This window comes from Streptosporangium sp. NPDC049376 (assembly GCF_044466505.1).
GTDB lineage: Bacteria > Actinomycetota > Actinomycetes > Streptosporangiales > Streptosporangiaceae > Streptosporangium.
In genome coordinates this window covers 54,590-67,565 of sequence record NZ_JBITMT010000013.1, presented here as the reverse complement: position 1 = coordinate 67,565, position 12,976 = coordinate 54,590, and the positions used below count along the sequence as shown (strand labels likewise).

The 12,976-nt window shown below is 70.8% G+C and carries 10 protein-coding genes; 7 read left to right on the top strand and 3 right to left on the bottom strand.

The genetic code is table 11. From position 1 onward, the window contains the following. The first annotated feature begins 74 nt into the window (after window positions 1-74). From ACIBVQ_RS28090 to ACIBVQ_RS28075, 4 genes are all read left to right on the top strand, one after another. The gene (locus ACIBVQ_RS28090; RefSeq protein WP_399181056.1) at window positions 75-839 is read left to right on the top strand and encodes an SDR family oxidoreductase; all 765 of its coding nucleotides are present in this window, start codon (window positions 75-77) and stop codon (window positions 837-839) included. 118 nt (window positions 840-957) lie between these two features. Continuing rightward, on the top strand, window positions 958-3,957 hold the full coding sequence (locus tag ACIBVQ_RS28085; protein WP_399181054.1) for a BTAD domain-containing putative transcriptional regulator: 3,000 nt from the start codon (window positions 958-960) through the stop codon (window positions 3,955-3,957). A 181-nt stretch (window positions 3,958-4,138) separates the two neighbouring features. Beyond that, a complete protein-coding gene (locus ACIBVQ_RS28080; RefSeq protein WP_386194864.1) occupies window positions 4,139-5,317 on the top strand; it encodes an FAD-dependent monooxygenase in 1,179 nt (392 codons plus the stop codon). A gap of 196 nt (window positions 5,318-5,513) precedes the next feature. Then, window positions 5,514-6,617: a hypothetical protein gene (locus ACIBVQ_RS28075; protein ID WP_399181052.1), complete on the top strand. Its 1,104-nt coding sequence runs from the start codon at window positions 5,514-5,516 to the stop codon at window positions 6,615-6,617. A gap of 155 nt (window positions 6,618-6,772) precedes the next feature. Here ACIBVQ_RS28075 and ACIBVQ_RS28070 read toward each other — a convergent pair whose 3' ends face one another. Next, on the bottom strand, window positions 6,773-8,389 hold the full coding sequence (locus tag ACIBVQ_RS28070) for an RICIN domain-containing protein (protein WP_352015023.1): 1,617 nt from the start codon (window positions 8,387-8,389) through the stop codon (window positions 6,773-6,775). 418 nt (window positions 8,390-8,807) lie between these two features. Next, window positions 8,808-9,698 (bottom strand): sigma-70 family RNA polymerase sigma factor, encoded by an 891-nt coding sequence (locus tag ACIBVQ_RS28065; protein WP_352015024.1) that lies wholly within the window; start codon window positions 9,696-9,698, stop codon window positions 8,808-8,810. A 77-nt stretch (window positions 9,699-9,775) separates the two neighbouring features. Here ACIBVQ_RS28065 and ACIBVQ_RS28060 point away from each other — a divergent pair, with 77 nt between their 5' ends. Beyond that, complete coding sequence (locus ACIBVQ_RS28060) at window positions 9,776-10,456, top strand: NAD(P)H-dependent oxidoreductase (protein ID WP_362915634.1); 681 nt, start codon at window positions 9,776-9,778, stop codon at window positions 10,454-10,456. A gap of 1 nt (window position 10,457) precedes the next feature. On the opposite strand, the gene ACIBVQ_RS28055 is transcribed toward ACIBVQ_RS28060, so the two are convergent. Continuing rightward, complete coding sequence (locus ACIBVQ_RS28055; protein ID WP_399181050.1) at window positions 10,458-11,354, bottom strand: LysR family transcriptional regulator; 897 nt, start codon at window positions 11,352-11,354, stop codon at window positions 10,458-10,460. Between the two features lie 150 nt (window positions 11,355-11,504). Between ACIBVQ_RS28055 and ACIBVQ_RS28050 the strand changes: the two genes are divergently transcribed. Both ACIBVQ_RS28050 and ACIBVQ_RS28045 read left to right on the top strand, forming a co-directional pair. Further along, window positions 11,505-12,332, top strand: coding sequence for an NAD(P)H-binding protein (locus tag ACIBVQ_RS28050; RefSeq protein WP_399181048.1), 828 nt, complete (start codon window positions 11,505-11,507; stop codon window positions 12,330-12,332). Between the two features lie 17 nt (window positions 12,333-12,349). Next, a complete protein-coding gene (locus ACIBVQ_RS28045) occupies window positions 12,350-12,964 on the top strand; it encodes a DUF1772 domain-containing protein (RefSeq protein ID WP_399181046.1) in 615 nt (204 codons plus the stop codon). Window positions 12,965-12,976: the final 12 nt, after the last annotated feature.

Sequence of the window (12,976 nt, the reverse complement as noted above, 5' to 3'; positions counted from 1 at the left end):
CGGTGAGAACGCGGTGAGGGGTGGATGTCATGGTTCCGGCGTACTGAAGACCGGGCACGGACCGAGGAGTTCTGATGGGTGTTCTCGCCGGCAAGACGGCACTGGTGACGGGCGGTTCGCGGGGCATCGGCAGGGCGGTCGCGGTACGGCTGGCGGCCGAGGGGGCCCTTGTCGCCGTCCACTACGGCGGTGACGACGCGGCGGCCCGCGAGACGGTGGCGTGGATCGAGAAGGAGGGCGGCCGGGCGTTCGCCGTACGGGCCAGGTTCGGTGAGCCGGGCGCGATCGACCTGCTGTTCGACGGGCTGACCGAGGGGCTGGCCGGGCGTGGCCTGGACATCCTGGTCAACAACGCGGGCATCGCGTCGATCAACCCGATCTCCCAGGTCACCCCCGAGGAGTTCGAACGGCTGCTCGCGGTCAACGTGAGCACGCCGTTCTTCGTGATCCAGCGCGCGCTGCCGCTGCTGAACGACGGGGGCCGCGTCGTCAACATGGGTTCGACGGCCACCAGGATCGCGGTCCCCATGCAGATCGGCTACACCGTCAGCAAGGCGGCGATCGAGGCGATGGCGCCGTCCCTGGCCAACGAGCTTGGCGGGCGCGGGATCACGGTGAACACGGTCGCGCCCGGTGTGGTGCGGACCGACATGACCGCGGGTCACACGTCCATCCCCGAGGTGGTCGCCGCCTTCGAGGCGATCACCGCGCTGGGACGGCTCGGCGAGCCCGAGGACGTCGCCGACGTCGTCGCCTTCCTGGCGAGCCCCCAGGGCCGCTGGGTGACCGGGCAGACCGTCGACGTCTCCGGAGGGACCTACCTCGGTCCCATCGGGTGACCGTCCTTCGGCGCCGGTCGCGGTCCGGGTCGTCTCCCACGAGGCACCGTGATGACCGGCCTGTTCTCCAGCCGTGGTCCCGCGTGATCGGAGACCGGTAACGGGGATAATCACTTATATGCGGTTTGGGCTCCTTGGGCAGACCTGTGCGTGGCGCGATGACGGGAGTGAGATTCCGCTCGGAGGTCCCGCCCGTCGCGGGTTGCTCGCGCTGTTGCTGGTGAACCCCGGTGAGGTGGTCTCCGCCGATCGGCTGGCCGACGAGGTCAACCCCGACGAGGCGCTGTCCGCGCACGCCCTGCAGTCGCAGATGTCCCGGTTGCGTACGGCTCTCGGCACGGCGGCGACGATCGAACGGGCCGGGGCGGGCTACCGGATCGTGGTGCCCCGCGACGACGTGGACGCCTTCCGGTTCGAACGGCTGGCACGTGAGGGGCGGGCCGCGCTGCGGGAGGACGCCGAACGCGCGGTGGCACTCCTTCGGGAGGCGCTGGCGCTGTGGCGGGGGCCCGCGCTGGCCGACCTCACCGGCAGTCCGGCCGCCGTCCGTCTTGAGGAGCTACGGCTCACGGCGCTTGAGGACCGGATGGAGGGCGAGCTGCGGCTCGGCGGGCACCGCGCGCTCGTGCCCGAGCTGCGGGAACTGGTCGGCCGTCACCCGCTGCGGGAACGGCTGGCGGGGCTGCTGATGCGCGCGCTGTTCGCCGAGGGCGGGCAGGCCGCGGCGCTGGCGGCGTTCGAGGAGACCAGGAGGCACCTGGCCGACGAGCTGGGCGCCGACCCCTCGGCCGAACTTCTCGCGCTGCACCGGGAACTGCTGGCCGCCGACCCGTCTCCCCCGCCCGTCGCGCCGCCCGCCCAGCTGACGTCCTTCGTCGGCCGGGCCGGGGAGGTGGCCGAGGTCGCCGAGTTGCTGCGGACGGCCCGGCTGGTCACCCTGGTCGGTCCCGGCGGCGTCGGCAAGACACGGCTCTCGGTCGAGGTCGCCGGGGCGCCGGGGGTCGCCGGACCCGCCGCGGGCGCCAGGTCCTCGGGGAGGGCCGCCGACGACGTGTGCTTCGTCGAGCTCGCCGCGCTGCGGGACGGCGCCGAGCTGCCGCAGGCGTTGCTGGGCGCGCTCGGCCTGCGGGAGAACGGCCTGCGTCTGGAGGTCGGTGAGCGGCGGCCGGCCGACCGCCTGATCGCGGCGCTCGCCGACCGGGTGCTCCTGCTCGTCCTGGACAACTGCGAGCACCTCGTGGAGGAGGTGGCTCCGCTGGCGGCCCGGCTGCTGGCCGCCTGCCCCCGGCTGCGGGTGCTGGCGACGAGCAGGGAACCGCTCGGGATCACCGGGGAGCACCTGTGGCAGGTACGGCCCCTCGACGACGAGGCGGCCGTGCGGCTGTTCACCGACCGGGCCCGTGCCGTACGTCGTGGCTTCGCCGTCGCCCCGGCCGTCGGCACCGCCGACGGTGGTACCGAACGGGTCGTGCGGCGGATCTGCGCGGCCCTCGACAATCTGCCGTTGGCCATCGAGCTCACGGCGGCCAGGCTGCGCACCCTGGAACTCGACGACCTCGCGGGGCGGCTCGACGACCGGCTCGCCGTCGCGGCGCGCGGCAGCCGTACCGCCCAGGAGCGGCACAGGACCCTGCGGTCGGTGGTGGCGTGGAGCTGGGACCTGCTGCCGGGGGCCGAGCAGCGGGCCGCGCGGCGTTTCACCGTCTTCACCGGGGGCGCGAGCGCCGAGGCCGCGTCACGGGTGTGCGGCATCGACGGCGAGACGCTCGAATCCCTGGTCGACAAGTCTCTTCTTGAGGTCGTCGGCGGGCGTTACCGGATGTTGGAGACCATCCGCGCCTACGGTGCGGAACAGCTCGACGCGGCCGGGGAGGCTGAGCCCGTACGGGGTGCCCACGCGCGTGCCGTCCTTGACCTGTTCAGGACCGCCGCCCCGCACCTGCTGCGAACACGGCAGCTGGAGTGGCTCGGAGTCCTGGCGCGTGAGCACGGCGACCTGCCCGCGGCGGTGCGCTGGGCCGTCGAGTCCTCGGACACGGCCGTGGGCCTTGAGCTGCTCGCCACGGCCTCGACCTACCTGTGGATTCGCGGCGTCTCCCCCTCGATCGCGCCGTACGCCGTCGCGCTGCTCGACGTGATGGGTGAACGACCGCCCGCCGGGCTCGGCGAGGAGTACGCGGTGTGCGTGCTGCTGGCCGCCTCCGGTCCCGGGGGGCGGGAGGTGTGGCGGCGGCACCGCGCGGCGGCGGGGCGGGCGCTGGCCGCCGCCTGGCCGGGTGACCGGCCGGGGCGGTATCCGGCCGCCCTGTTGCTGTGGATGATGCACAACACGGGCGGGGAGGGCGCGCTGGAGACGTTCGCGCTGGTCACCGCCCAACGTGACTGCCCTCACGGGTGGGCGCGGGCGGTCGCCCGGTACGTGCTGGGGTTCGGGGCTCTGGGGGAGTTCTTCGGCGAGGGCGACTCCCTCGGGGAGAGCGGCCTGCCTGGTATGGCGGAGGCCGCGCGTGTCTGGGAGGGGGCCGTCGAGGAGTTCCGCGCGTTCGGCGACCGGTGGGGTACCGCGCTGGCCCTGGACGCGCTCGCCGGTCTGGCGGTCGCGCGTGGCGACCGTACCCGGGCGGTCACGTTGATCGACGAGGCACTCGACCTCACCGACCAGCTCGGAGCCCTGGAGGACGCCGCCGACCTGCTGGTCAACCGGGGTGACCAGCTCGTCGAGACCGACCTGGCCGCGGCCCGCGCCGACTACGACAGGGCCGCCGCCCTGGCCCGGAGGGCGGGCAGCTCGAACTACGTCGGGGCCGCCCTGCGCGGGCTTGGGGACATCGCCCTGCGGGACGGCGACCTCGCCGAGGCGGAGAGCCACTACGCCGAGGCGCTTGAGCTGATCGACCCGCTCTGGATCAGGAGCGTGGGCAACCGGGTACGGCTGCTCGCCGGACTCGGCAGCCTCGCCGAGACGCGTGGCGACCGGGCCACGGCCAGGGCGCGTTTCCGGCAGGCCGCCGAGTCCGCGACGGCCGTGACCGGGGCCCCCGGGGCGGACGCGCTGCGCCTGATCGGCCTGCCCGAGAGCCTTGTCGAGGCGGTGAGCTCCGGGGCCAGGGCGGTGTGACCTCTGTGGTCATGTGGGCCTCGGAACCAGGCCGGCAGGCTCAGGACGGCTCCCGGAGCGAAGACGGACACCGCATGACCCGGGGCCAAGGCGGCTCCCGGAAACGTCGTGTGAGCCTCGGGACGGAGGCGGTGAGTTCGCGGTGAGCCCGCGGTGAGCGTGTCGCGTGAAGCTGTGCGGCATGAGAAACGTCCTTGTCTCCGGCGCCTCGGTCGCCGGTCCCGCGCTCGCCTACTGGCTCTCCCACCACGGTTTCAAGGTCACGATCGTCGAGCGTGCCCCGGCGCTGCGGGAGGGGGGTTACGCCGTTGACTTCCGCGGGAAGGCGCACCTGTCGATCCTGCGCCGGATGGGGGTGCTCACCGACCTCGAAGCCGTCCAGACCGACATCACCTCCACGTGGTACGTCGACGGCGCGGGCAGGCCGCAGACCAGGATGCCCGACGACCTGTTCTCCGGGGACGTCGAGATCCTCCGCGGTGACCTGGCCCGCGTCCTCTACGAGGCGACCAGGGACCGGGCCGAGTACGTCTTCGGGGACTCCATCACCTCGCTGACCGAGGACGGCCACGGGGTCGACGTGACCTTCGAGCGTGGCGCGCCGCGCAGGTTCGACCTGGTCATCGGCGCCGACGGGCTGCACTCGAACACCCGCCGCCTGGCCTTCGGGCCGGAGGAGGACTACGTCAAGCACCTGGGCGTCTACTGCGCGATCTTCACCACCGGCAACCACCTGGGCCTCGACCGCACCGGGCACGCCTACCTGACCTCGGGCAAGCTGGTGGCGATGTACAGCTCCAACGGCAACGCCGAGGCCAGGGCCGTCTTCTACTTCGCCTCACCGTTGCTGGAGGGCGTCCGCAGGAACGTGGAGCGGCAGCAGGCCGTGCTGGCCGAGCGTTTCGCGGGCAACGGCTGGGAGAGTGACCGGCTGCTGCGGGAGATGCGTCACGCTCCCGACTTCTACTTCGACTCGGTCGGCCAGGTCCACATGGACCGCTGGACCAAGAGCCGGGTCGCCCTGGTCGGTGACGCCGCCTACTGTCCCTCCTCGCTCTCGGGCATGGGCTCCGGGCTCGCCCTCGTCGGCGCGTACGTCCTGGCCGGGGAACTGGCCGCCGCGCGTGGCGACCACAGGACGGCCTTCGCCCGCTACGAGGAGACGATGCGGGAGTACGCCAAGGGCTGCCAGAAGATGGGAGAGGGCGTGGCCGGGTACATGGTCCCGGAGAGCCGCCTTCTGACCGCGTTCCTCCACCGGTACTACAAGGTCATGCCGTACCTGCCCGGCAAGAAGATGATGGTCGCGAAGACGCGCAGGGTCGCCGAGAACGTCGTCCTCCGTGACTATGGGAACTAGGCGGTCTTCACCTGCGCGGCGCCGTCTTGACCGGTCCGAAGATCCGAACTCCGTACCGACGAACTGGCTTGACCTCGTTGACAAGGGATGATCTTGGACATACGTTCCAGGAATGTCCAGTCGGTTACTGGCTCCGCTGCTCGTCCTACTGCTCTGTTCGTGCTCGGCGCCCACGCCGGAAGGATCCGCTCCGGCCGTGACGGAACCCGCACCGGCAGGACCCGCCTACGAGGGCCCCGCCCTGCCGGGCCTCGCGACGGAGCAGGCGTGGACGATACCCCTCGGCTCCATCCGTGACGCCGTCGCCGTCGGCAAGTCCTTCGCCGTACTCGGGCGGGCCGCCGACGCCCTCGCCCTCCAGGTGATCGACGCCGCCACGGGCAAAGAGCTCAAGAGCATCCCGATCGAAGACGAGGACGCGACCCTGCGCGTGGACACCGATCACGGCAAACCGGTGGCAGTGGTACGGCACAAGCGGCAACTGGCCGCGTCGGGGCTGACCGCCGAGTCCATCCAGATGTCCGACCTGGTGGTTGACGAGACAGGGGCGGAGGTTTGGCGCTCGCCGGAGGGCGGCACCTTCTTCGTCGGTGGCTACGTCGCCGAAGGCGAGGCGGACGGAGCCGGTCTTGTCAACGTGTCCAAGCTGTCCACCCTCGCGGGCGAGCAGGCTGTCGCCCTGCCGATCGGTGCCGAGGAGGAGAACTCCCTGCTCGGCGTCATCGAGGACAAGGCGGTGTACTGGCCGAGGGGGATGCTCCTGGACGAGGAGGCGGCGGTCGTCCACGGCTTCGACCTGTCCAAGGGCGGGAGCCTGCTCTGGCGGCTACCGCGAGACGTGCAGGGCAGAACCGTCGTCGGCGACTCCCTGTTCACCTGGCAGTCGGACGGGATGTCCTCCACGCACTCGCTGTACGACCTGATGACGGGTGAGCGGTTGGGCGGGTTCGAGGTTTCGAACTCGGTGGGTGTGCGATGCGCGACGTCCGCCTTCGACGCCGACAGCGATACCGTGCTGTGCGACGGGCCACTGACGCTGATCGACTCCAGGACCGGTGAGCTCCGCGTCCCCGCTGTGGAAAACCAGCGTGAGGTGTCGGTCGAGTCGGCCTTCGGCGGAATCGCCTACCTCAAGGTCAAGCAGGAGCAGGGAGCCGAGCCTCTCTACCTGGCCCTGGACGACAGGACCGGCAAGGTGCTCGGCGGCGACCTGCCCGCGGCGCCGTTGGGGGTCAGCACCGATGGCTACGCGCTGATCTGGCACAACCTCCATGCTTTCGGGTTCAGGCGGGCCGTCTGACAGGTCCGAAGTCCGTACGGACCTTGGCCCTCGAACGAGTTATCCCCAGTTTCCACAGGTTCGTACACAGGTTCGATGGGATGTGCATGGCCGAGCCGTACGACCGGGGGGCTGGTCGTACGGCTCGGTGATCGGGGAGAAGCGGTCGGGGAGGGTCAGCCGACCTGGTTGCTGGTCCAGCGCTGGGTCGAGTCGGAGGAGTTGCAGGTGGCCAGGACCAGGGCGGTCCCACCGGTGGTGCCACCGCCGCTCGCCGCGACGCACTGGTTGGTGCCGACGCTCGCCTTGATCTGGTAGGTGATCCCGGAGATCGAGGGGAACGTCCACTTCTGCGCGGTCGCACCGGTGCAGGGGACCTGGACGATGGCCGTCCCCGCGGTGCCGCTGCCGGCCAGCGGGCTCAGGCACTTGGCGCTGTGCGCGCTGGTGATCGTGTAGGAGCTGCCGCCCGCCGCGTCCAGCTTCCACTGCTGGTTCTTCAGGCTGTTCTGCGGCCACTCCACGATGGCGGCGTTGTCCGCGGTGCTGAAGGAGTACAGGTCCATGGCCTGGTTCGGGCCGGTGGAGTCGACGACGTCGTTGGTGAAGACGGTGGTGATCCCGTTGTCGACGGCGCCCGCGGGGTTGCTGCCGGAACCGGTCAGGACGATCAGCCCGTCGGACGGCTCGGAGGTGCGGGAGACGCCGCCGTAGGTGATCTTCTCCCGGATCGTGTAGGTCGCGCTGGTGTTGGCCAGCAGACCCGTCACCCGGACCGAACGCTGCCAGATCGGGACGGTGGCGACCACGGTGCCGTTGCGCAGCACCTGGGCCTCACGGGTGACGCCGGAACCGTAGACCGGGGTGCTCGGCACGTAGGTGAAGACGATCTCGGTGCCCTCCACGTCCACGGCCGAGAACAACTGTGGTGCCAGCGGCGGGACCGTGGTGATGGCCGGGACCGTGGAGCCGTGCTCCAGGTAGGAGCTGTCCTTGGCGGCGTTCCAGTGGGTGGACAGGTAGGTGCCCACGGGGACGACGCCGAAGTAGTCATCCTTGCCGCAGTCCAGCAGCCGGACGTCCAGCGGGTCGGAGCAGACCACGGTCGAGCCGCCCTGGCAGAGGGTCTCGTTGGAGTCGGTGCAGTGACCCCCGGAGGTGTGGTTGGGGGAGCCCAGCAGGGTTCCGCCCAGGGCGTGCGCGAGTTCGTGGGTCATCTCGTGCCCGGTGGAGCAGCCCGGCGACAGGCTGATCCAGGTGGCGTAGGAGTTGTGGCGGTTGCCGGTTCCCATGGTGTTGTCGTCGTTGATCCGGCCGTCGCTGACCGTGCCGCCGCAACCGGTGCTGTTCTCGAAGTAGGCGATGTAGATGTGGTCGGTGTCGGTGTACCCGAGGGTCTTCAGGGCCCCGGTCCAGTCGCCGTCGGACGAGCCGGTGGGAACCTCGACGGAGTCGATGTCCACGTCACAGCCGGTCGAGCCGGTGGTCTCGAAGCGGACCCAGCGCTCGGCGCCGTCCCGGCGGGCGCTGTCGTTCACGTTCTCCTGCGTGACCCACGCGGCCTGCCGGATCAGCGGCTCCTTCTCGGTGAACCGGTTGGAACCCGACTCGTAGGCGTAGATCAGTTTGACGCGGTGACCACTGGTTCCGTCGCCGACGCAGTGCACCTGCGAGATGACGGGGACGCTCGCCGCGGCGGGCGTCGCGGGGACCAGGCCTACCATGACGAGGGCGGGCACCACGACGGCGACCGCCCGTGCCCATAAACCTCGCCTCTCACGCTTCGATGACATCGGACCTCAATCTCTCCGCGGCTTCCGGTGGTTCCTCGCGCACGCCGAAGACACCCGTGTGTCCATGGCGAATGAATCGACGCCTGGCCGGACGCACCGGTCGCGTTTTGTGGTGGATTTCGCCCTGTTGGCGCGATCGCCACGATAACCCGCGTCCAATCGTTGGGGAACCGTCAAACGGTAACGGAAAAGAAACTTTACAACTGAGGAAAATGTGACGGACGGTAAACGCGACCCGATTCACAGGCTCCCTGGACTGTCAAGCGAACAAGCTGCCAAAAGTCGCCTGATCCCGGACATCCAACGGCGCGATAGAGCGCTTTTCACCCCTGAACACGCTGCGCATCGGGAAAGTGAGTCACCGCGACCACACAACGCGCGAAACGAACCGTTCTCACGGGGCAAACCTTTCCTTCTTCTATTTTTCATGTTTCTGCGAACGAAATGGAGAGAGGGACAGGGCACGGAGACGAGTGGGATCGGCGATCACCTCGTATTCGGTGATCATTCCTTCCTCGATCGTGAACGTGAGAACGAGCAGGAGACGGCCGTACGGGGCGACCACCGCGCCCACGGTCCCGTCCACGAGGGCCGGTTCGGCGTACCTGGCCCGTCCGCCGAGGACGAGGACCTCCCCCGCGACGGCCCGCGCGCCCCGGGAGACGGCCGGGACGCCCGGCGGCAGGGTGGCGGGATCGGCGCGGCGCACCACCCCGGGGGCGAGCACCGCAAGGAGCGCCTCCATGTCCCCCTCACGGGAGGCGGCCAGGAACGCCTCGACGACCCGCCGGTCGGCGGAAGAGGCCGAACCGGAGGCCCTGGGCGGCGCGACCTTGTGGCGGGCCCGGCTGGCGAGCTTCTTCGTGGTGACCGTGGTGCGTCCGACGACCGGCGCGATCCGGTCGAACGGCACGGCGAACAGGTCGTGGAGCACGAACGCGACGCGTTCCGCGGGGGCCAGGGTGTCCAGCACCACCAGCAGCGCCCGGCCGACCGACTCGGCCAGCAGAGCCTCCCGCTCGGGGTCGCTCCCCCCGTCGTCCGGCTGTCCGAGAACCGGCTGTCCGAGCGGGTCCTCCCTGCGGGCCGCGCGGGAGCGCAGCATGTCGAGACAGACGCGGGAGACGACCGTCGTCAGCCATCCGGCGAGGTTGCCGATCTCCCCGGCGTCGACACGGACGAGCCGTAGCCACGCCTCCTGGACGGCGTCGTCCGCCTCCGCGGACGAACCGAGCATCCGGTAGGCGACGGCCCTCAGGTGGCCCCGGTGCGCCTCGAACCGCTCCGCGAGTTCGTCGTTGCCGTCCATCCCGGTCACCTTCGCTCACTCCCCCTCGTCAGTTCCATGACGAACACGACACGAACAAGGTGACACGGGGAGAACCGATGACCGTCAACACGCGACCGTCCCTGCTGCGGATCGACTCAAGTGCCGACGACTCCGGCGAGTCCGTCAGCAGGCGGCTGACCACGCTGTTCGCCGACCTGTGGTGCGAACGGCACGGCACCGCCGGGTACCGCCACCGGGACCTGGCCGTCGAGCCGGTGCCGCCGATCTCCTCGGCCTACTGCGTCCTGGGCAGGCGGGTCGAGGTCAAGGGGTCCGTCCCGCCCTCCGAGGTCGGCGCCCTGGTGGAGAACGCGCAGGAGGAACGGGAGTGGGCGCTGACGCTGCCGCTGATCACCGAGGTGCTGGCGGCCGACACGGTGCTGTTCGGCGTGCCGATGTACAACTTCGCCGTCCCCGCCGCGCTGAAGGCGTGGATCGACCGGGTCTCCTTCCCCGGCGCCTTCCCCGAGGGGAGCCTGGCCGGGACGAGGGTGGTCGTGGTCCTCGCGCGGGGCGGCGCCTACGGGCCGGGCACGCCCAGGGAGGCCTTCGACTTCCAGGAGCCCTACCTGCGGGCCTATTTCGGCGACCTCGGGGTGGCCGGGGAGCACCTGCACCTCGTCCGCGCCGAGATGACGCTGGCGGACAGGCTCCCGGAACTGGCCCGCTTCCAGCCGTTCGCGGAGAAGTCCCTGGCCGAGGCCACGGCCGCACTGACCGCCCTGCTCACCGGTTGAGTCACCGGTTGATGAGCGGGTCCCGCCTTCCGGCCACGTACTTCTGGGCCGCCTGGACGAAGGCGCGGACGCGGTTGGTCTCCGCCCCGGTACGCCACAGCAGCCGCCACTCGAAGACGGCTCCGTCGGTGAGCGGAACGTAGGCGACGTCCGGCCGCGCGTCGTACTCCGCGGCGTGGGTGGGGACGGGGAAGACGCCCTTGCCCGCGCCGACGAGCGCGCACATCTCCTGGATGGTGCTGAAATCCGGTCCGCGCTCGATGAGCGCGCCACCGGGCGTACGGCGCGGCACCAGGGCCTCGTCGGCGAAGTCGGGCAGCAGGCGGGGACGCAGGACGTTCTCGTGGGCGAGGTCGTCGAGCGTGACCGCGTCGCGGCGGGCGAGGGGATGGCGGGCGGAGACCGCGAGCAGCGGTTCCTCCCGGAACAGGACCGGGCTGGCGCTGAGCCCCGAGCCCTCCTGAGGCGAGAGCACGGCGACCAGGAGGTCGATCCTCCCCTCGTCGAGGAGGGTCGTGCCGTCGCTGTAGGCGTTCTCCCTGACCTGGACCTGGCAGGTGGGGTTGCGGGTGTGGAAGACGTCGGCGACCTCGTAGACGAACCGGCCGACGGCGGTGCCGATGAACCCGACGGTCAGCACTCCGTCGAGGCCCCGGCCCGCGGCGACCGCCCTGGCCACGCCGTCGAGGATCTGCTGGTAGGCGGGGGCCAGGTCCTCGTGCAGGCGACGGCCTACCGGGGTCAGCTCGACCCTGCGGCTGGTCCGTTCGAACAGCCGGACCCCGATGCGGCGTTCCAGCTGCCTGATCGTCTGACTGACCCTGGCCGTGGACACCCGCAGGTTCTCGGCCGTCCGCCCGAAGTGCAGCTCCCTGCCGAGCTCCAGGAAGATCTCCATGTCCCGCCGCTCCACCGCGAACCCCCGTTCGTGAACCTGTGTGTTAACGAACGTTGCATAACACGGCATTGTTCCGGGTTTCAGAGTGAATGATCCTTAAGAGGTCAGCACGTTTCGGAAGACCGAAAAGACCACGGGGAGACGGGGAACATGGGAGAGCACACGCCGACACTGGTGCTGGGCGGCACGGGCAAGACGGGCAGCCGCGTCGTGCGGCGGCTGACGGAACGTCACCTGCCCGTGCGGATCGGCTCCCGCTCCGGTGGGGTTCCCTTCGACTGGGAGAACCGGGAGACCTGGACTCCCGCGCTCCAGGGAGTGCGAACGGTCTACGTGTCCTACCACCCGGACCTGGCGGCCCCAGGCGCGCCCGAGGCGGTCGGCGCCTTCGCCGAACTGGCGGTCGCCCAGGGCGCACGGCGGCTGGTGCTGCTGTCCGGCAGGGGCGAGGAGGAGGCTCAGGCCGCGGAGGAGGCGGTGCGGGCGTCGGGAGCCGACTGGACGATCCTGCGGGCGAGCTGGTTCGCCCAGAACTTCAGCGAGGGGTACCTGCTCGACCCGGTGCTGGCCGGTCAGGTCGTACTGCCGGTCGGGCAGGTGCCCGAGCCGTTCGTCGACGCCGACGACATCGCCGACGTCGCCGCCGCCGCGCTCACCGAGGACGGGCACGTGGGTGAGGTCTACGAGCTGACCGGCCCGAGGCTGCTCACCTTCGCCGAGGCGGTCGCCGAGATCGGCGACGCGTCGGGACGCCATGTCGGCCTCACCCAGGTCTCCGCGAGGGAACACGCCGCCGCGATGCTCGCCGAGGGTGTCCCCGCCGAGGTCGTCGACCTGCTGACCTACCTGTTCACCACCGTGCTCGACGGCCGCAACGCCCACCTGGGCGACGGCGTGCGGCGCGCCCTGGGGCGGCGGCCCCGCGACTTCGCCGACTACGCCCGCGCGACCGCCGCGACCGGCGTCTGGAACATCTGAGACCGGGAGACAACACCATGATCAAGCTTCTGCAGACGGTCTCCCTGCTGGCCGCGACCCTCACCACCGGCCTCATGGCCGGGCTGTTCGCCGCCTTCTCCTACGCGGTGATGCCCGGTCTGGCGCGCTCGCACGACCGCACCTTCGTCGAGGCGATGCAGCGGATCAACGTGGCCATCATCAACGGCTGGTTCATGGTCTGCTTCCTGGGCGGTCTCGCGTTCACCGTCGCGGCGCTGGTGCTGCACCTGAGCACCGGCCGGGAACTCCTGCCCTGGATCATCGCGGCCCTCGTCCTGTACGCGGTCATGTTCGTCGTCACCAGCGCCGTCAACGTGCCGCTCAACGACCAGCTCGCCAAGGCGGGCCAACCCGGTGACATCGCCGACCTGGCCGCCGTACGGCACGCCTTCGAGGCGCGGTGGGTCACCTGGAACATCGTCAGGACGGTCGCGAACGTCGCCGCCTTCGCCGCCCTCATCTGGGCGCTCGTCCTGCACGGCCGGGTCACCGCGACCCCGGCCCCCACGCCGGCTCCCGGCGCCGCCGGGGCCACCCAGGCCGCGCCGTACGGCCAGGCCGTGCCGTACACCCGGGCCGCGCCGTACGGCCAGGCGCCCGGCGCGCGGTGACGCCGGCGGCGG

Coding starts and splice junctions, on each gene's coding strand:
- ACIBVQ_RS28090 (WP_399181056.1), top strand. CDS start 75: ATGGGTGTTCTCGCCGGCAAGACGGCACTGGTGACGGGCGGTTCGCGG.
- ACIBVQ_RS28085 (WP_399181054.1), top strand. CDS start 958: ATGCGGTTTGGGCTCCTTGGGCAGACCTGTGCGTGGCGCGATGACGGG.
- ACIBVQ_RS28080 (WP_386194864.1), top strand. CDS start 4,139: ATGAGAAACGTCCTTGTCTCCGGCGCCTCGGTCGCCGGTCCCGCGCTC.
- ACIBVQ_RS28070 (WP_352015023.1), bottom strand. CDS start 8,389: ATGTCATCGAAGCGTGAGAGGCGAGGTTTATGGGCACGGGCGGTCGCC.
- ACIBVQ_RS28065 (WP_352015024.1), bottom strand. CDS start 9,698: ATGGACGGCAACGACGAACTCGCGGAGCGGTTCGAGGCGCACCGGGGC.
- ACIBVQ_RS28060 (WP_362915634.1), top strand. CDS start 9,776: ATGACCGTCAACACGCGACCGTCCCTGCTGCGGATCGACTCAAGTGCC.
- ACIBVQ_RS28055 (WP_399181050.1), bottom strand. CDS start 11,354: ATGGAGATCTTCCTGGAGCTCGGCAGGGAGCTGCACTTCGGGCGGACG.
- ACIBVQ_RS28050 (WP_399181048.1), top strand. CDS start 11,505: ATGGGAGAGCACACGCCGACACTGGTGCTGGGCGGCACGGGCAAGACG.
- ACIBVQ_RS28045 (WP_399181046.1), top strand. CDS start 12,350: ATGATCAAGCTTCTGCAGACGGTCTCCCTGCTGGCCGCGACCCTCACC.